Origin of the sequence: Anaerocolumna sp. AGMB13020 (genome assembly GCF_033100115.1) — a bacterium.
Taxonomy (GTDB): Bacteria; Bacillota; Clostridia; order Lachnospirales; family Lachnospiraceae; genus Anaerocolumna.
In genome coordinates, this window is the sequence record NZ_CP136910.1 from 2,856,973 (window position 1) to 2,875,000 (window position 18,028).

The window sequence follows — 18,028 nt, forward strand, 5'->3', positions numbered from 1 at the left end:
TTAATCCGTTACAGATATAAGGGAAGCCTCTTCTTTTCTTAACGCTATCATGGCTCCCCTGATGCCGTATACGGTAGGGTCTCCGGAAGGTCCTTTGCGGATGACCTCTACCCTGGCTCCTTTGGTCAGTCCTAATGCCAGCATTCTCTCTCTTAGCAGGTCAGAAGCCCTCAATTCATAAACTGTGGTATGTGTTCCAACGGAAATATCAGTCAGCTTTTTCATTTATATCAACCTCACTTTTTTAGAATGTTTTAACTTTTTTAAATGAAACTAATTTATTGTATGAAAATAGTCTAAAAATGTTCTATGAGGAGATAAAAATTTTTCTTACATACCTGATATGAGGTATCAATATTATTCAATATTCCCTGGCTTGTCTCTTAATTTCCTGTTGCCTTAAAGTTTAGGAAATAGCCAAAAATCTGAGAGTTTTATAAAGATATTTCTATAGAATGGAATACTCGATGGCAGCAATCATCCATAGCTGCGGGAACCATTGCATGATATTCCAGATGCCGATACCATATAAGTTAAACTCCGGTACAAGTTTTAGAAACACATCATAGCTTCTTGCATCCCAGAAGCGCACAAGGTATTCATCTCCCGAGTAGAAATAAAAGGATACGGAATTGGTCAGAGGGTCATAAAGAATCTGGGCATTATTTTGTGCCGCCAGCTCAAGGGCTGCCCTATAGCTGATAGCCCTGCCCTGGGAGATACCGGCAATAAAGGGTAATTGATAGATATAGCCCTGGACCGGTAACCCAAAAGAGACCATATCAGAGGGTACCATCTTGGTAAAGTCCGCTATGATCCTGCGATAGTTTTCTGTACAAAGGGTTCCAAGAGATAATCTGTCAGAGTATCCGAATTCATATACAATCAAAGTAATTCCTGTCAAGCCCTCTGTCATAAACTTGTAATCGAAACCGATAATAGGATTTTCAAAGGTATCCATTACTTTATAACCTGCGGAAGTAATACTTTCCAGCATTTTCGTAGCATGTCTGCGGTATTTTTCACGGTATCTGGGATGGATATAAGGTGTATGAAAGCTCACCCCGCTGTACCCCTTGGTTTCCAGGTTAAAGAGAATTTGATTGATAAACCTGTCTTCGATTGTTACATCAGATATTATGGAATTGACTACCTCCATAGCTTCTTCATTATTATGAGAAGCCGGAATAATCATCATTAACGGTTCTGTTCCATATGCTTTTGCAAGTTTAATAATGTCTTCATCCGCCAAATTATTCAAATCACCTGTTGCAGAAACCGTATAACTATATACCGTGAGATAAGTCAGATAAGGCAAGGTCATCTGTAGGGTCTTTGTATCAATAAAGGGGTATGCAAAACCATTTGTCGCAATTGTATGTCCTTTTTCCCCTCGAAAGCTGATAACAATTTCATCTCCTGAATAAAGAGACTGGCTATCCGACAATTCCGGATTATACCGAAGGAGCTCTATTACGGTCTTGCCATAGGCATCTGCAATCTGTAATAAGGTATCTCCTTCTTTCACGGTGTAAGTAATTTCGGGAATAAGGATAATAAGGGCTTCTCCTATTACCAGTGAGTCCTCAGCCGTTAAGTTATTATATATTTTTAGTTTCTTAGCAGATACACCATAATAATCTGCTATGGAGAGAATAGTCTCTCCAGCTTCTACCACATGAATAATCATTACTGCCCTCGAACGGTTTTGTTTCATTATATGTGATTTATAGACAGAGGTTTCTAAGAAAGTAAATTATGGACACCAATCCTGCTTCTCGTTGAGACAATTAAGCAACTGAGGGTTACGTGTCTTGAAGTGCTTGCAAAATATTGTCCTTTCTTGAAATACTATCTTTCTTGTAGTACTATGACAGTATGGGCTTTTATAAATTTTCTATAAGATACATTCCCTTGATTTCCCTCTTTAATGCCACACGAGCATAAACCTTATAGTAATATTACAAAGCCAATTAAACGAATAACAAAATTTTAAATCGATTAATTGAATAGCCATTGCCGAGGGTATACTAGTGTGTGTCTGAAAACTGTTTGTGCCCGGACTGAAGGTTCTGCTTTGTGGGAGGCAAATTGCGAAAAACAGCGCGGCGGACTTTCGAATGTAGCGTTGTTATGTTCCGGTGTTACGTTCCCATACTGCAACGCAGAATGTAGCGGTATTAGCCCAAACTGCAACGCAGAATACCGCAAGATGGAGCCTTCGGAATGGTACAATGAATTGCAGGGAACCTTAGAGAACAAAATGAAATAATTTCCTATTCTTAAAAAGGGAGGTACTTATGTGCGGAAGATATTATATAGATGATGATACAGCCAAAGAAATAGAGAGACTGGTAGAAGCCATCGATAAAAAGCTCAGTGAAAAAGCAGGGAAAAGGGATGTCCGTCCTTCTGAACCGGCAATGGTCCTCACTGCCTCCGATAAGGCTATGCATTCGGAGGAGAAGCACTGGGGATTTCCAGGTTTTCAGGGAAAAGAGCTGATTATCAATGCCAGAAGTGAAACTGCCCTATCCAAAACAATTTTCCTGGACAGCCTCCGAAATCGGCGGTGTATCATACCTGCTGCGGGCTTTTATGAATGGAATGCTTCCAGAGAAAAAGCTTCCTTCTACCGTGAAGACTCCAAGGTTTTATTTATTGCGGGCTTTTATAGCTCTTTTCAGGAGAAGGACCGGTTCATTATACTGACTTCACCGGCGAATGAGTCCATGATTGAAGTCCACGACCGTATGCCCTTGATCCTGGAACGAGAGGAGCTCTTACCGTGGTTAACGGCTCCTGACCGTACAGAAGAATTATTACAAAAGAAGCCCTGCCAGCTAAAAAAGGAAATGGATTATGAGCAACTGCGGCTGCCCTTTTAGCAGGACCGCCGGACTTGCCATTACCCTTGCTTTTCCGTAAGCTACAGGATTATTCGTTAATTGTTTTTATATTTACAGCTCTTTATCCTCCTCCCGTAAGCTGACGCCCTGAAGAAGCCTCTTATAATAAGAACCATTTGTATAAAGAGCTCCTACAGGGTTATGCGCCAGGACACGATCTTTTACCACAAGATAGGTAACAGGTGCGTCGGAATACTTAATAAACATAGAATCATGTCCGACACAGAGACCGCAGATAACATTTAAGTCCGTATTCTCTTTGTTTAATAGCTTTGCCTGCATAATAGGATTACAGGCTGACTCATGTTGTCCGGGACGAATCTTATCCTCTTCCCTCACCCCAAGTGCCGATTTGTCTTTTGCGCCTACTTTACATATAACTCCGTAGGGTTCAAATCCATTTGCTTTTAATACTTTCTCAAATATCTTACTCTCCTGGATCAGTCCCATGCAGGAGGCAATCCCTATTTTTTTAGCCTTTATTTTCTTAGCAAATACGATGACTTCCTCAACTCTGGTAAGCTGTCCGTAATATTGCCCTTCCACCTGTGCTGCCGCGACAGCGATTTTTTTTATCTCCGGATCCTTGTTATATATCTCCAGACATTCCTCCAGTATTTCTTCGTTCTCCTCGCTGGTAGTCAGACATTTACCGGGATATGTTCCATTTTGAGCGGCACAATTGAATACGCCACAGGATGTACAACTGAAATTCTCACTCATTTTAACCTCTATTCTTGCGCACGCTTTTTGCGTATACCAAGTTTGTGGTGCACAAGCACAAACTTGCGGTTGAAAAATTTATTTTTCAACCTAACCTCTTTCCAGGTTTGATACCCTTTTGATAGATTGTTACTCTGCTGCCGCGCTTTCCCTATACTCCCCTGTTAAATGAGTATTAAAAAACAGAGGTAGTCTAAGCTGTAAGCTTATCTTAACCTCTGTTCGTACAGTCAGCCAGTCATAATATTCTATTCTACAGCACCAGTTTTAAGCAATTACTGTTCTCTGGGTGTATTTCAAATATCATATAGAGTATATTAAAATTTTGCCTTTGTCAACTATTTTCGCCAGGAAGTGAAAACTACATAACTTTATTATATTTCACAATATAATAAAGCTGTAAACTGTACCCAAATAAATAGAAAGCGATTACCGTTAATATCATCCACAAAGGCGAATTAGTGAAAATCATAACAAAAGGAACCCCTATCATGATATATATCATCTTATCATAAGCTTTTGCTTTTGCTTTGTTCGTTATTGCAATGGAGCGCTCATCTTTTGCATCTATCTCGCTCTGGCGTTTATATTCCGGATGTTTCCTAAGCATTCGCTTAAAAAGTATATGGACCACATTTAAACTGGCAAGGCCGGAACCAAATCCGATACAGATTCCAGCTATGTTTCTGTTATCATAATCTATAACGAAAACTCCTCCCAGAATAAGTCCAATACTAACTAATATCATTAGAATATTAACTTTTTGATTATCTTTCATTTGGCTCCTCCTCATAGATAAAAATATCTTCAATGGTCATACTAAAATATCGGGCAATTTTAAAAGCCAATAAAATAGATGGATTATAACGGCCGTTCTCCAGAGATCCGATTGTCTGTCTGGACACCTCCAGAGCTTCTGCCAGTTCTTCCTGCTTTATCCCCTGTTTCTTTCTTATTTCTTCTAACCGATTCCTCACTCTTTCACTCCTTTAAATAAAAATGGAAAGCATACTTTACATAAACATCATACCTCCAACGGCTTATAATGTCAAGTATACTTTCCATAATTAAATAAAATATTTGCTTAATTGTATTTTCCTTTATTTCGTTCTATTAAGTGTCGAAACTCAACATTGTCGTGAAGAAATTCATATTTAGGGCTGCTTTCCATCTCAGCCAGAAAAGCGGAAAATAGCTGTTTACAATAGTTTTGCTGAGTTTCTTCTTTTACAGGGATATGACTGTATAATAAAGAATCACTGACCTTCCAGGGAGAAGCTACAGCAGATAATACTGACTTAATCAATGAAAGGCAATCTTTCACATTCTTTTTGGCAAGAGCCACCTCCAGTGGTATCAGATAAGCATTAACGCCCCACAGGTCAAAGCGATCGCTGAGATTTACAGATAGCTCCGCCAGATGATCTGCTGTTCTAAGGTTTTCCATTTTTAATGCAATGTCGATCAGATTCATTAAGATTCCATGGATTTCATTGACCTCCATCAGTAACTTACGTTCCAGAATTTCTGCAGCCTCTTCTAATTTATTCTGGTGTCTGTATAAATTGGCCTGAAGCAGCATTTTATCCAGATCAGCACTTTCGGGTAATAAGTCCAGCATTTCCTGCGACTTATCGTACTCTTCCTGCTCCATATACTTAGATACCAGCATATAGACAGCGCTGTTTCTCACCTGCTCCTCCTTGCTTCCTGCAACACGCTCGTACAAAGCAGTTATTTGCTTTTGATAAACCTCTTTGTTATCAGCATTGAATCCATACATGAAAAGTGCCCCCTCCAAAAGCAAGGCAGCTGTATAAAGGAGTTTATCGCAATTCGGATATTCCCTTATCTTCTCCATTGCGAAAGAGAACCCGCTTTCATAGTCCTTCTTGCGAATTGTATCAATAACTTTATTGCTGAATTGATTGATTTCCTGGTCTGTAAGCCCTTCCTCAAAGCAGAGTAAGGTGTTCAGATCAATCTTGAGCAGCCGTGCCAATGCAGGCAGTAACGAAACATCGGGATAAGAAACGCCTTTTTCCCACTTGTTTACAGCTGGTGTTGAAACGCCCAAATATTCTGCTATTTGCTCCTGTGTTAATCCGTGTGCTTTTCTGTTTTCCCTGATAACCATATTAATTGGCATGAATAATCCTCTCCTGACTTCGTATAAAGATAAACTGTACTATAACTACATTTTATCCATTGGCATGTACTTCTGCAATTGAATGGTTATTAAATAAAAGGATAAAAAATTAACAGCAGGTTAATAACAGGAGGTTAATATCAGGAGGTTATTAACACCAAGTTATGTTATTACCTGGATTCAACTTAGCGTGCTAAATAAATATCCTCACAGAAAGCTAACGGTATTTACCGGCTTGGATCCTGGGTCTTGGCAGCTTTCATGGAATTGAAATAGATACACAGAAAGAGTGACTGTTGTTCTTGATTTATTATTTTTGATTCATTATTTTTGATTCATTGTTTTTTCTTCAACTCTTTTTTAAAGATATCCTTCATTTCAGTCATAGCTTCTTTACTACTCAGATCAACAGCCTTTATTTCTCCAAGGCACATTTTTTCCATTAGTTTAATATAGGCTTCTCCCAAAGCAGTGGTTATAACAGCGGCTGTACCTCCGGAAATCATACCACCTACTATCGTACCGACTCCAGGAAGCAGTTTAAAGATATTGGATACAATGGTTCTGCCTGCAATTGTAGCACCTGCGGTTCCTAAGATTGAGGTAATAAAGGATGTAATGATACCTTTGTCCACCTTAAGGCCGAATGCGACTGTAATGGATGCAATCATAGTAACCTGTGTTGGTACTAAAAGCGCTGCATCGGCAAAAGGAACCGGTGCAAAGCCTTCTGCAAAGGTAGCTGTTACCGTTGTGGCAACAATCCCTCTGGCATATTTAATTTTTTGCTTTATCGCCGCTTTTTGAACATTCTGAAGAGTGGGGATCAATTCCTCCCCTAACAGCTCCCCCATGATTTCTATAAGTTCCTCTCCACCATAAGCTTTGGCTGTATAATCATCATCTATTTCGTAGTCCATCGCCAATACAGGAACAATAGCGCAAACATGCAAATTAAGGCTGTCGATATAGTTCTTGAATTCCTTGGCTTTGGCTTTCGAAAATGATTTGGTTAATACAAGGATAATAGGGACCTGCGTATCTTTATTATCTTCTGTAAACTCCTTAATCCATTCAATTTCATCTTCTTCAATTCTGTCAGATGCCGTATTGATACAATACCAGATACAATGAATGCATTTATTTTCATCTTTGGCATAAAGTCCTTCTTTTATTTTATCAATGATTTCAGATTTAATCTGTTTCTGCGTATCCCGCCCAAGCTCTAATCCTTTCGTATCATAGATCGTTAAAGGTATATCTTTCTTTGTTATCTTCTGTATATGCTGTGTTACAGGTTTTCCGATTCCGGTTTCCGCCAGCTGCTCTCTGAAGATATAATTAATTAATGTACTCTTACCAACTCCTGTTTTGCCGGCTACAATAATATTCAGATTTTTTAAATTCTTGATTTTCTTATTGATTTCATTTATACATTGGCTAGCTACATCTGAAATATTAATATCCATCTATCCCTCTTCCTTTGTGGTGGTTCATACAAATTATCCATACTGATCTGTTGTCTATTTCACTACTCTAAAATTATTCTTATAAATCTTGCTTGCACCTTTATTAATTAGTTTCGGCATTATAAGGAAAATTCCGATGCTGCATGCAATACTTAAAAGCAGGTACACAACGGATTTTATCCCGGATTCCTGCTTCTTATTTTTCTTCTGTAATTCCTCTGCTGCGATTTCTTTTATTATTTCGATTTGTTTGTTGGAAAATCCATTCTTCATATAATTACCTCCGGTATGTCTAATTATAGCATATTATTACAATTAGTGAAGTGAAGTTATCCCGAATATTTTAATCCTTATCATTCACCCTTTCTATGGACCATCAGAGATCCACAGATTACTTCTTCCCATTTAATTTGAACTTTTTAAGATTCTATTATTTAGGATTCTCAAAACCATATAACCTTATAATAAAAATATTAATTCCTGAATCTCGTTCATGAATCTCATCGTTTTTTAAAACAATTATTGACTCTACACTTAGTGTATAGTTTACACTAAATTAATCAAATAAAAAAGGAGCAGGGAATATGGATAGAGAACTATATCAAAAGATTAACAGTTTATATGAAGAAAGCTCACTTTTACAAGACTTTAACGGTTATATATTAATCAAAGAGGGTGAACATATTTTATTTCAGCAAAACTTTGGATACTCTGATTATGCTCAGAAGAAAATAGCAGATGAAAACACTATTTACAACCTTGGCTCCATAACAAAACAATTTACTGCGCTCTGTGTGCTGCAACTGGCACAAAGAGGGTTATTATCCCTTAATGAAACTATTGCTACCTACTTACCTGACTTATATTATGGAAGGAATATAATAATCCAGGATATTCTAAATATGATTTCCGGAATACCGGAATACTGGTCTAAAACAGAATGGCATGAAATCCCACAAGTTACCTCTGAAGATTCTTATTCGTTTATAAAGTCACTTACGGATTATGATCTACCGCATAAAACATTCCATTATTGTAATTCTAATTATATTATTTTAGGTAAATTAATTGAAAAGGTATCCGGTATCAGCCTTAGGGAATACCTGAACGAAAATATTTTTATTCCCCTTAACATGATGCGCACGTCCTTCCTTACACTTGACCCAAAAGACATAAATACTGCTACCGGTTATAAATCACCTCATATTTCAAAATGGGAAAAGAATACTGTTGTCATTAACTCTTTTGCAGGTGCAGGAGGGATTTATTCCACCGCAGCCGATCTATGTAAATGGGATGAAGCACTTTATACCGAAAAGCTGTTGACCCAGGATTTTATGTCAGAGTTCCTAACTCCTGTTCTATCTAATTATGCAATGGGATGGTATATAAATGGTGATAAAATATTTCATGGCGGCGATTCGCCAGGTTTTAGCGTTAGGTTTACTCGTGTACCAAACCGTAGATTAATAATTCTGCTATTATGTAACTTTGATGGCTGCAAAGAATCAAATATGGGTCATTACGCTGATATGATTGATATGTTAGTACTAAAATAATTATACGCAATATATGATTATACCCAATATATGATTATAAAAACGGCTTCCTCTAAAGGGAAGCCGTTACATTGCATTCTTTAAATTATATTCTATGATTGTTTTCACTTTACTTTACTTGCATCAATTCACAAAATATTTCTTCTTAACAGATTATTTCACTGTTTTATTAATAAAATCGATTGCATACTGCAGTTCACCGTATTTTCTCTCATTGTCAGTAATCGTTCCCTCTGTGAGTGTGATACGCAGAACAATTGAGTTCGGATTGTCTTCGTCTCCAACTTCCTCGAACCAGTCAAATATTTTCTTGAAATTTTCTCTGACTTTGGCATTCTTCTCATCCTTGACCCAGCCAAGATTCTCAGCTGTGCCCTGGAAAGCGTACCAATCGAAACCACAGACAGAAACCTCGTTGTTTTTCTCAATTTGCAACATTTTATTTTTTCTTATGTCCGTAGAAACATAAAATGCACCAGCTTCATAATAAGCACTTACCATACGTACAGCAGGGCGGGGACTACCCGCAGCGTTTGAAGCGAGTGATATTGTTGCAAGTGCAATAACTTCTTCTTTCCCATTTCCACATCGTTCTTCCAAAAGCTTTATTGCATTTTCATATTTGCTCATTCTATTTCTCCTTACTATAGATTAATATATAATGTAACTGCGGACAAAATCATGATATGTATATAAACTTCATACTCCCAGCTTTATCCACATAGCGGGACGGACACCACCTGTACATTTGCCATCGCTGATGTTGCCTTTTAATATATTGTTGCCTTGAATACCTATATTACCGTCTGTTCCAAAGATGTATACCGCTTTTACATTAACCCGGCCCGGCGACCGAAGCCACCACCACCAACTCCATTCCTTATCCTGAAGTCTTGCTATTCTCTTACTGTTGTTTTCATCTTTTCTTTCAAACCAATATCTTTGATTTTTTCCACGGTTTAGGAGCTTTGAAAGACTATCACCAAAATATTGGCACACTTCCTCAAGGCTTAACAAAAATATATTGTCCCTTGTATCAACTCCCCCTTTTGAACCATACCACTGGTTATCAGGATTTTTATTTAGCACCGTAATTATTTTTGCCCTATCGGTTACATCGAACTTGTCATAGAACTCACCGTTAAGATATTTTCGGAGCGAGCAGTCAGCCCATGTTATTTCCTTATAAGCGTCATGGTAAGCACGTTGTTCTATAATACATTCCGTTACAAGTAGAGCTGTATTGTCCTGAATGTCAAGTACACGCCACTCGTACCTGCCAAATACTATTTTATCACCTATCTGCATATATTTCCTCTCCATTTGTACTCATTTCACTTGCAAATACCGACATTGGTTTATTCCTTTTCCTTTATAGGGAAGAGTAAATCAATTTGTAAATACTTCATTTCAGAATTGTGCTTCTGAACAAAATTATAGAAATTTAAGGTTTCTTCAAAGCCTTGTCCAAAAGCTGTTTCAGGTGATTCCCACCGAGGTGACCCCCAGTCATTCTCGTATTTATCGCTTTCTTTCACCCATTCTTTCAGACGACGCCAATCCTGGAAATCCCACGTTCTTAACACATGTGCGGCATATAATCCACCACTGAATTCTCGTCTTACTAATGGTGCCGGTATCTCCATATCATCGGGGACAGATACCCACATTTCATAAGCGTAGGAGTTCTCTCCAACTTCTGATGCTCCCAGAGGACAATCAAATCCAAAACTGCGCGCATCAGGTTTAAGCTTTAACAAGCCGCTTTCTACTGTAAACCTACGTAAGATGCTTTCAAGTAGGGACAAAGAATTACTGCCATTCGCAGATAATCCAACTAATCATGCGGCTATATGGTTGCGGAGACAACACTACAGCTTGCTTATACTACGTTATTTTCTAAAACAATTAAATCACTTAGCATATCCCAATCTGTTTTATTCATTCGGGAAAAATAATGACCTTTAAAGTAACATGGCGTATTTTTTATACCATCTATATGATATGAAACATGCAAAGAACCGCAACAGGGATGACAATTTTCACATTCCTTTGTAGCAGCTATTGATTTTTTTATAGTGCCGGAACACCTCGACATTTTTTCAATATAATTATCAATGTGCAATAAATTGGCCTTTACGAGTAATGAATTATCGGATACCTCCATCCAGAACAATACTTTCCTATTGCTTTGCTTGTTAAATATAACTCTATATCCGTTTGGTCTTTTTTTGAAAACAATTTTGCATCCGAGCGACTCACCTGTTTGATGCAATGTTTTTGCAATTTCATATTCCTCATCCAGTAATGCATTGAAAGAATTTAGTTTATCTATTTATGACCATTCCTTTCCGGCGCCAACGTGTTATGAAACAAGTCAGGTGCACATCGAATTTTCCCCTACTAATATAGGTAGTACTTACCACAGTGGCGCGGATAAACTACAGAGCACGCGGAGGTACCGCATTAATGTCATATATATTAAATGCCATTGTTTATGTGGTTTCTTCTTGTCCCCTACTTCCGATCTCAAGCAAATTACCTTCAGGGTCTGTAATATAGAAATTTCGTATGCCAAATGGGAAGGTTTCTGGTTTTCCCGTAAATGACTTTACTCCAAGTGCCATTAGGCGCTCATATTCTATATCAACATCTAAAAATTTTGGCAGCCAAATACCTATTTCCATTGTTAAGTTAATTCCCTTCGGGGGGTAATAGGACTCCCCTACGGCTTTCGCAAAATTTTCCCGATCATACATTGCTAATGATAACGGCCCGCTTTTTGTTTTAAATTCCGCCCATAATCCGCCGTCCCAGTCGGTATCAAATTCCATGATGTTTTTATAAAATGAAACCATTTTTTCTATGTCTTCAACAAAAAGAATTACACCTACATTAACATTCATACCATTCATTGTTTTACCTCACTTTCGATTTCTTTCATTTTACTACATCGAATACGACGACAGTATGTCAGGTTTAATAATATAAATTTTCAACGCTTATACAACATGAAACACTAAGCTCAGATAAGGAAACTACTCTGCCTTGGATAATATCAATAGGATATAAAACCTTCGCATTTATTTCTTACTAATAGGTAAATACCATAATAGCATATACAGTTAATCCAGTAAACTATATTTTCCAATAACTCTTATACCTGAATCATTTCTTTAATTATGTACATTTATTCCAGTTCTTGAACAAGTATTTTCAAAGCATATCGCACTCCATGAAGAAGGTGATATAAACTAGCTTTTAGGTATGCTACAAACAGTAAAATATGATGGTATTATTGCTTATGAGGATTCTAAAGGTGGGAAAGAGCTAGACATAAATTGTTTACTCCACTTCTGGGAAAAGAAACGCCATTTTATTGTGAATATAAAAATAAAAACTTCAGTAATTTCAGAAGTTTAAAAAGGCAAGAAGATGACTACCCTGGCAAATACTTATCTGAGTGATATGCAGCACGAAATAAAACATAAAATAAAACCCCCAGTAAACACTGAGGTTTTAAAAAAAAGCCGACAACCAGATTTGAACTGGTGATCAAGGTGTTGCAGACCCGACATCAATTCCTACAATCTTGGTATACTTAAGGGCTATAGCCATTCCAAAAGCCCATTACACAAATATTCTACACAAAAAGCAAATTTCATAGAAGTTACGCCACAAATTATAATTGTAATATATTATTTTAATAAGTTAATGTTTCAATATCCCTATATTTATCAGTTTCTAAAGTTAAGTTAATATCTTATATCCTTTCGTATATTATAATTCTCACTTCTTAGATTTACACAACTATGCCCAAGCTCATCATTCCTTCTTACCTATTGAGTGAAAATATGCATACATAAAGCCGCCTGTTGCAAGAATCATTATAATCAGACCAAATATGCTTGATTCTGCGCCTATGCCCCCACCATTCCACCATGTATCTTTAGAGATTGTAGTTCGTAGCCAAGCTCTATCTGAGTCAATTCCAAATATACTAGATAACAGCCAGTTCCAAGCTAGATGAAAACCCATTGGAAACATTAAGCTTTTTGTTGCCAAACGCATAGTTGAGAACATCATTCCACCCACAAAAAGATATATTAGTGAAAGGTATGAATAGCTTGAGTTCATTAAATGAAATAAAGCAAAAATCATTGCCGTAATTATACACCCAATTACTTTATTCTTTTTACTTGTCTGATATTGTATGTAGCCACGAAAAATAATTTCCTCAGCAAAAGCAACAGTTACATAATTAAATAATCCTGCAATGAGTACTGAGACAACTTTATCATCTAATACTCGATATTCAAGAACATAAGAATGAGATAAATACAGTGGGGCTAGCACTAATAGTATAAAAATACTGCCAAAAGTAAAGCCACTTAACACTTTTAAAAAATATCTACCAGTAAAACCAATAGTATATATAACTGTCTCCTCTTTATCCAAAAGAAGCTTTATCCAATAATAAATCAGTATCAATGTAACTATCATTATAAATATTTGTGCTAAGATTGATTGCATTATAACATCCAGTGCAGCATTAAAGGAAACCTTTGTAATGAAAGAAAATAATAATCCAGGTGTAACTACTGTAACAATGGATATAACGATATATCCTATAATCGCTACAATAATCATCCTCCATATTCGGTTTGCATTATTACTATTTTTTAACAATAACATTGTTAACTCCTAATTTTTGATTTATCTTATTATACTATATACCAGAATGTAAATATAGCAACGAATATTTATTCTTATATATTCAAGTAATCCCTGTCTGGTACTTGATGGCTAACTTGCAGTTAGTAAACCATTGAATTTATTATATTAAAGGAAAAAGTGACTAGGTTTTCGAGATTTACCCTTGTTACCAAAAGCATTAGAAGTCCTTTCCAGAAATAAAGAGGTTAATCCCGATTGTGAATATCTTTTTGTTGGATTTTCTAATCAACCAATTACAAAAATTACGGGCAATCGTCATATTAGGGTAAACGGTAAGAAACAAAATATCCTGTATTGCAGTTTTCATGAAATACGCTTTTGGGAGCCTCTGCTCTATACAAAGCAAATTAACTGCTACGGTCATTCAGGAATTTCTAAAACATATTTGGCTTTGACAGTGCACTATCTATGTAGTATTACACCAAAAGATGAGGTATTAACAAGTTACACAGGTTCTTAGTAAGCCTGTACACACTTGCATATAATAATTCAATACATAAAAAATTCTCAAAACCTTATATTTCAAAGCTTTGAGAATTTCATTAAGAGAGGCGACAACCAGATTTGAACTGGTGATCAGGGTGTTGCAGACCCATGCCTTACCACTTGGCTATGTCGCCGTATATTAATTTATTTAGAAAAAACTCCCCGAGTAGGGCTCGAACCTACAACCCCACGGTTAACAGCCGTGTGCTCTACCATTGAGCTATCGAGGAATATAGGATTTATTGTAATACTTTTGATAAAGAAAGTCAATAGTATTTGTTGTACTTTTATCCTACACATTGAAACATCCAAAGTAAATCTTTAGGTCAAGCCCTCGACCTATTAGTATTAGTCAGCTGCATGTGTTACCACACTTCCACCTCTAACCTATCCACCTGATCGTCTTTCAGGGGTCTTACTGCATTCGCATGGGATATCTTATCTTAAGGGGGGCTTCACGCTTAGATGCCTTCAGCGTTTATCCCGTCCCGACTTGGCTACTCGGCCATGCACTTGGCAGTGCAACCGATACACCAGAGGTCAGTCCAACCCGGTCCTCTCGTACTAAGGTCAGCTCCTTTCAAATATCCTACGCCCGCGCCGGATAGGGACCGAACTGTCTCACGACGTTCTGAACCCAGCTCGCGTACCGCTTTAATGGGCGAACAGCCCAACCCTTGGGACCTAATACAGCCCCAGGATGCGATGAGCCGACATCGAGGTGCCAAACCACTCCGTCGATGTGAACTCTTGGGAGTGATAAGCCTGTTATCCCCAGGGTAGCTTTTATCCGTTGAGCGATGGCAATCCCACTTTATACCACCGGATCACTAAGTCCTACTTTCGTACCTGCTCCACCCGTCGGTGTCGCAGTCAAGCCCTCTTATGCCTTTGCACTCTGCGGATGGTTTCCGTCCATCCTGAGAGGACCTTTGAGCGCCTCCGATACCCTTTCGGAGGCGACCGCCCCAGTCAAACTCCCCACCTGACATTGTCCACTGCCCGGATCACGGGCACATGTTAGAAACCCAGTACTGCAAGGGTGGTATCCCAACAACGGCTCTGCGGCAACCGGAGTCACCGCTTCATAGCCTCCCACCTATCCTGTGCATGCAATACCGAATCCCAGTATCAAGCTAGAGTAAAGCTCCATGGGGTCTTTCCGTCCTGGCGCAGGTAACCAGCATCTTCACTGGTATTTCAATTTCACCGGGTGCATTGTCGAGACAGTGCCCAAATCATTACGCCTTTCGTGCGGGTCGGAACTTACCCGACAAGGAATTTCGCTACCTTAGGACCGTTATAGTTACGGCCGCCGTTTACTGGGGCTTAAGTTCAACGCTTCGGATTGCTCCTAACATCTCCCCTTAACCTTCCAGCACCGGGCAGGCGTCAGCCCATATACTTCACCTTACGGTTTTGCATAGACCTGTGTTTTTGCTAAACAGTTGCTTGGGCCAATTCTCTGCGGCCTGTATTTCTACAGGCACCCCTTCTCCCGAAGTTACGGGGTCATTTTGCCGAGTTCCTTAACAATGCTTCTCCCGTCGGCCTTAGGATTCTCTCCTCATCCACCTGTGTCGGTTTACGGTACGGGCTTATAAAAAACAATAGCGGCTTTTCTTGGCAGTGCCTCCATCAGCTTCCCTACTTATATTTCGGTCCACATCACGTCTTCCCATTATGGAACGGATTTTCCTGCTCCACTGGTACCTCGCTTGTACCGGGTATTCCTCACCCGGCTCTGACTTTGTCTCTGCGTCCCCACAGTTCTGTTTTTATAAGGTACAGGAATTTCAACCTGTTGTCCATCGACTACGTCTTTCGACCTCGCCTTAGGTCCCGACTTACCCAGAGCAGATCAGCTTTACTCTGGAAACCTTAGATATTCGGCCTGAAAGATTCTCACTTTCATCTCGCTACTCATTCCGGCATTCTCTCTTCTTATCCCTCCACGACTCCTTACGGTATCGCTTCGTCGGTATTAAGAATGCTCCTCTACCACAGTAGTATTCACTACTATCCACAGCTTCGGTGTCGTGTTTTAGCCCCGGACATTTTCGGCGCAGGACCTCTCGACTAGTGAGCTATTACGCACTCTTTTAATGTGTGGCTGCTTCTAAGCCAACATCCTAGTTGTTTTCGAAATCCCACATCCTTTTCCACTTAACACGCACTTTGGGACCTTAGCTGGTGGTCTGGGCTTTTTCCCTTTTGACTACCCAACTTATCTCGTGTAGTCTGACTCCTGGTCATCATCTATATGGCATTCGGAGTTTGATAATCTTCGGTAAGCTTTGACGCCCCCTAGGATATTCAGTGCTCTACCTCCATTAGACTAAACCAAGGCTAGCCCTAAAGCTATTTCGAGGAGAACCAGCTATCTCCGGGTTCGATTGGAATTTCTCCCCTACCCACACCTCATCACCACCCTTTTCAACGGATGTGTGTTCGGTCCTCCACCGCCTTTTACGGCAGCTTCAACCTGGACATGGGTAGATCACCCGGTTTCGGGTCTACTTTTACTGACTTATTCGCCCTATTCAGACTTGGTTTCCCTTCGGCTCCGAGTCTTAAACTCTTAACCTTGCCAGTAAACGTAACTCGCCGGACCGTTCTACAAAAAGTACGCGGTTCACCTGTAAATAGGTGTTCCACAGCTTGTAAACACAGGGTTTCAGGTTCTCTTTCACTCCCCTCCCGGGGTTCTTTTCACCTTTCCTTCACAGTACTATGCACTATCGGTCACTAAGTAGTATTTAGCCTTGGGGGGTGGTCCCCCCTAATTCCCACAAGGTTTCTCGTGTCTCGTGGTACTTCGGATCCCGCTCGCTGACTTCCGGTTTCGCATACGAGGCTTTCACTCTCTTTGGCTGGCTTTCCCAAAACCATTCTGCTACCTTTCATCTCACTTGTTGCGGTCCATAACCCCAGAAGATAAATCCTCTGGTTTAGGCTCTTTCCATTTCGCTCGCCACTACTCTGGAAATCGAGTTTTCTTTCTCTTCCTCCGGGTACTTAGATGTTTCAGTTCCCCGGGTTCCCTCTATTAAGCTATGTATTCACTTAATAGTAACGGAGGTTTGCTCCGTCAGGTTTCCCCATTCAGAAATCTGCGGGTCAAAGGATATTTGCTCCTCACCGCAGCTTATCGCAGCTTATCACGTCTTTCATCGGCTCTTAGTGCCAAGGCATCCACCCTGCGCTCTTATTAGCTTGACCTATGATTTCTGTTCTAAGAACACAAATCTCGCCTGTCTAGCGTGACAGGTTTTGGTCTTATTTATTTTGGATGTCGCATTAATCATTACTTTAACATAAGATTAATGTTTTCTAATATATATTAGAAATTTGTTCAATGTGTAGTTGTCAAGGTACTATCATCACTTCTGGATTACTCCGTGATGAGTGGAGATAATGAGATTCGAACTCATGACCCCCTGCTTGCAAGGCAGGTGCTCTCCCAACTGAGCTATACCCCCAAAAATGTAATTTAATAAAATCCGGCAGCCACCTGCTCTCCCATACCGTCTCCAGTATAGTACCATCGGCCGCTTACGTCTTAACCATCGTGTTCGGGATGGGAACGGGTGTGTCCCATAAGCGCATCGCCACCGGAAATTTTTTGATAACTCAACAGTAAAACAACCCCTACTTACTTCCTTAGAAAGGAGGTGATCCAGCCGCACCTTCCGATACGGCTACCTTGTTACGACTTCACCCCAGTTATTGAACCTGCCTTCGGCTGCTCCCTCCTTACGGTTGGGTCACAGACTTCGGGCATTTCCAACTCCCATGGTGTGACGGGCGGTGTGTACAAGACCCGGGAACGTATTCACCGCGACATTCTGATTCGCGATTACTAGCGATTCCAGCTTCATGTAGTCGAGTTGCAGACTACAATCCGAACTGAGATGACCTTTTTGGGATTTGCTCACTCTCACGAGGCTGCTTCCCTTTGTAGTCACCATTGTAGCACGTGTGTAGCCCAGATCA

16 protein-coding genes, 3 tRNA genes and 3 rRNA genes (1 of these 22 cut by a window edge) are annotated in these 18,028 nt (G+C 39.4%); 3 read left to right on the forward strand and 19 right to left on the reverse strand.

The genetic code is table 11. The features are described from left to right. Together R2R35_RS11540 and R2R35_RS11545 are read right to left on the reverse strand one after the other, a co-directional pair. A complete protein-coding gene (locus tag R2R35_RS11540) occupies nt 1-225 on the reverse strand; it encodes a FeoA family protein (RefSeq protein WP_317734679.1) in 225 nt (74 codons plus the stop codon). A 223-nt stretch (nt 226-448) separates the two neighbouring features. Then, on the reverse strand, nt 449-1,690 hold the full coding sequence (locus R2R35_RS11545; RefSeq protein ID WP_317734681.1) for a LysM peptidoglycan-binding domain-containing protein: 1,242 nt from the start codon (nt 1,688-1,690) through the stop codon (nt 449-451). Between the two features lie 387 nt (nt 1,691-2,077). Here R2R35_RS11545 and R2R35_RS11550 point away from each other — a divergent pair, with 387 nt between their 5' ends. After that, entirely contained in the window at nt 2,078-2,272 is a 195-nt protein-coding gene (locus tag R2R35_RS11550; RefSeq protein WP_317734682.1) for a hypothetical protein, read from the forward strand. A 28-nt stretch (nt 2,273-2,300) separates the two neighbouring features. After that, nucleotides 2,301-2,888: an SOS response-associated peptidase gene (locus R2R35_RS11555; protein WP_317734683.1), complete on the forward strand. Its 588-nt coding sequence runs from the start codon at nt 2,301-2,303 to the stop codon at nt 2,886-2,888. A 72-nt stretch (nt 2,889-2,960) separates the two neighbouring features. Here R2R35_RS11555 and R2R35_RS11560 read toward each other — a convergent pair whose 3' ends face one another. The 6 genes from R2R35_RS11560 to R2R35_RS11585 form a co-directional block, all read right to left on the reverse strand. After that, nucleotides 2,961-3,632 carry a DUF1847 domain-containing protein gene (locus R2R35_RS11560; protein ID WP_317734684.1) on the reverse strand — a complete coding sequence of 224 codons (672 nt, stop codon included), beginning with the start codon at nt 3,630-3,632 and terminating at the stop codon, nt 2,961-2,963. A 361-nt stretch (nt 3,633-3,993) separates the two neighbouring features. Continuing rightward, nucleotides 3,994-4,410 carry a hypothetical protein gene (locus R2R35_RS11565; protein WP_317734685.1) on the reverse strand — a complete coding sequence of 139 codons (417 nt, stop codon included), beginning with the start codon at nt 4,408-4,410 and terminating at the stop codon, nt 3,994-3,996. After that, nucleotides 4,400-4,609, reverse strand: a complete 210-nt coding sequence (locus R2R35_RS11570) for a helix-turn-helix transcriptional regulator (RefSeq protein WP_317734686.1) — start codon at nt 4,607-4,609, stop codon at nt 4,400-4,402. The genes R2R35_RS11565 and R2R35_RS11570 overlap by 11 nt, the downstream gene beginning before the upstream one ends. 107 nt (nt 4,610-4,716) lie before the next feature. Further along, nucleotides 4,717-5,781, reverse strand: a complete 1,065-nt coding sequence (locus R2R35_RS11575) for a helix-turn-helix transcriptional regulator (protein WP_317734687.1) — start codon at nt 5,779-5,781, stop codon at nt 4,717-4,719. Nucleotides 5,782-6,116: 335 nt separating this feature from the next. After that, nucleotides 6,117-7,250 carry a YcjF family protein gene (locus R2R35_RS11580; RefSeq protein WP_317734688.1) on the reverse strand — a complete coding sequence of 378 codons (1,134 nt, stop codon included), beginning with the start codon at nt 7,248-7,250 and terminating at the stop codon, nt 6,117-6,119. A 54-nt stretch (nt 7,251-7,304) separates the two neighbouring features. Beyond that, on the reverse strand, nt 7,305-7,523 hold the full coding sequence (locus tag R2R35_RS11585; RefSeq protein WP_317734689.1) for a hypothetical protein: 219 nt from the start codon (nt 7,521-7,523) through the stop codon (nt 7,305-7,307). Nucleotides 7,524-7,834: 311 nt separating this feature from the next. Between R2R35_RS11585 and R2R35_RS11590 the strand changes: the two genes are divergently transcribed. Then, the gene (locus R2R35_RS11590) at nt 7,835-8,809 is read left to right on the forward strand and encodes a serine hydrolase domain-containing protein (protein ID WP_317734690.1); all 975 of its coding nucleotides are present in this window, start codon (nt 7,835-7,837) and stop codon (nt 8,807-8,809) included. Between the two features lie 153 nt (nt 8,810-8,962). Here R2R35_RS11590 and R2R35_RS11595 read toward each other — a convergent pair whose 3' ends face one another. The 11 genes from R2R35_RS11595 to R2R35_RS11645 form a co-directional block, all read right to left on the reverse strand. Beyond that, nucleotides 8,963-9,439, reverse strand: a complete 477-nt coding sequence (locus R2R35_RS11595) for a pyridoxamine 5'-phosphate oxidase family protein (protein WP_317734691.1) — start codon at nt 9,437-9,439, stop codon at nt 8,963-8,965. A 69-nt stretch (nt 9,440-9,508) separates the two neighbouring features. Beyond that, on the reverse strand, nt 9,509-10,117 hold the full coding sequence (locus tag R2R35_RS11600; RefSeq protein WP_317734692.1) for a DUF6273 domain-containing protein: 609 nt from the start codon (nt 10,115-10,117) through the stop codon (nt 9,509-9,511). Between the two features lie 50 nt (nt 10,118-10,167). Continuing rightward, nucleotides 10,168-10,569, reverse strand: a complete 402-nt coding sequence (locus R2R35_RS11605) for an effector binding domain-containing protein (protein ID WP_442872280.1) — start codon at nt 10,567-10,569, stop codon at nt 10,168-10,170. A 735-nt stretch (nt 10,570-11,304) separates the two neighbouring features. Then, nucleotides 11,305-11,724: a VOC family protein gene (locus R2R35_RS11610; RefSeq protein WP_317734693.1), complete on the reverse strand. Its 420-nt coding sequence runs from the start codon at nt 11,722-11,724 to the stop codon at nt 11,305-11,307. A 910-nt stretch (nt 11,725-12,634) separates the two neighbouring features. Then, on the reverse strand, nt 12,635-13,504 hold the full coding sequence (locus R2R35_RS11615; RefSeq protein WP_317734694.1) for a CPBP family intramembrane glutamic endopeptidase: 870 nt from the start codon (nt 13,502-13,504) through the stop codon (nt 12,635-12,637). A 591-nt stretch (nt 13,505-14,095) separates the two neighbouring features. Beyond that, a tRNA-Cys gene (locus R2R35_RS11620) sits at nt 14,096-14,166 on the reverse strand. Nucleotides 14,167-14,190: 24 nt separating this feature from the next. After that, nucleotides 14,191-14,262: transfer RNA gene (locus R2R35_RS11625), tRNA-Asn, on the reverse strand. A gap of 92 nt (nt 14,263-14,354) precedes the next feature. Next, nucleotides 14,355-17,254 (reverse strand): 23S ribosomal RNA (locus tag R2R35_RS11630). Between the two features lie 187 nt (nt 17,255-17,441). Next, nucleotides 17,442-17,514: transfer RNA gene (locus R2R35_RS11635), tRNA-Ala, on the reverse strand. A 19-nt stretch (nt 17,515-17,533) separates the two neighbouring features. Next, nucleotides 17,534-17,651, reverse strand: a 5S ribosomal RNA gene (gene rrf / locus R2R35_RS11640). A gap of 48 nt (nt 17,652-17,699) precedes the next feature. Beyond that, nucleotides 17,700-18,028 (reverse strand): 16S ribosomal RNA (locus R2R35_RS11645); it runs 1,205 nt beyond the window's last position. The 16S, 23S and 5S rRNA genes sit together here with 3 tRNA genes alongside, the layout of an rRNA operon.

Coding starts and splice junctions, on each gene's coding strand:
- R2R35_RS11600 (WP_317734692.1), bottom strand. CDS start 10,117: ATGCAGATAGGTGATAAAATAGTATTTGGCAGGTACGAGTGGCGTGTA.
- R2R35_RS11610 (WP_317734693.1), bottom strand. CDS start 11,724: ATGAATGGTATGAATGTTAATGTAGGTGTAATTCTTTTTGTTGAAGAC.
- R2R35_RS11595 (WP_317734691.1), bottom strand. CDS start 9,439: ATGAGCAAATATGAAAATGCAATAAAGCTTTTGGAAGAACGATGTGGA.
- R2R35_RS11580 (WP_317734688.1), bottom strand. CDS start 7,250: ATGGATATTAATATTTCAGATGTAGCTAGCCAATGTATAAATGAAATC.
- R2R35_RS11585 (WP_317734689.1), bottom strand. CDS start 7,523: ATGAAGAATGGATTTTCCAACAAACAAATCGAAATAATAAAAGAAATC.
- R2R35_RS11540 (WP_317734679.1), bottom strand. CDS start 225: ATGAAAAAGCTGACTGATATTTCCGTTGGAACACATACCACAGTTTAT.
- R2R35_RS11555 (WP_317734683.1), top strand. CDS start 2,301: ATGTGCGGAAGATATTATATAGATGATGATACAGCCAAAGAAATAGAG.
- R2R35_RS11615 (WP_317734694.1), bottom strand. CDS start 13,504: ATGTTATTGTTAAAAAATAGTAATAATGCAAACCGAATATGGAGGATG.
- R2R35_RS11575 (WP_317734687.1), bottom strand. CDS start 5,781: ATGCCAATTAATATGGTTATCAGGGAAAACAGAAAAGCACACGGATTA.
- R2R35_RS11545 (WP_317734681.1), bottom strand. CDS start 1,690: ATGATTATTCATGTGGTAGAAGCTGGAGAGACTATTCTCTCCATAGCA.
- R2R35_RS11590 (WP_317734690.1), top strand. CDS start 7,835: ATGGATAGAGAACTATATCAAAAGATTAACAGTTTATATGAAGAAAGC.
- R2R35_RS11565 (WP_317734685.1), bottom strand. CDS start 4,410: ATGAAAGATAATCAAAAAGTTAATATTCTAATGATATTAGTTAGTATT.
- R2R35_RS11560 (WP_317734684.1), bottom strand. CDS start 3,632: ATGAGTGAGAATTTCAGTTGTACATCCTGTGGCGTATTCAATTGTGCC.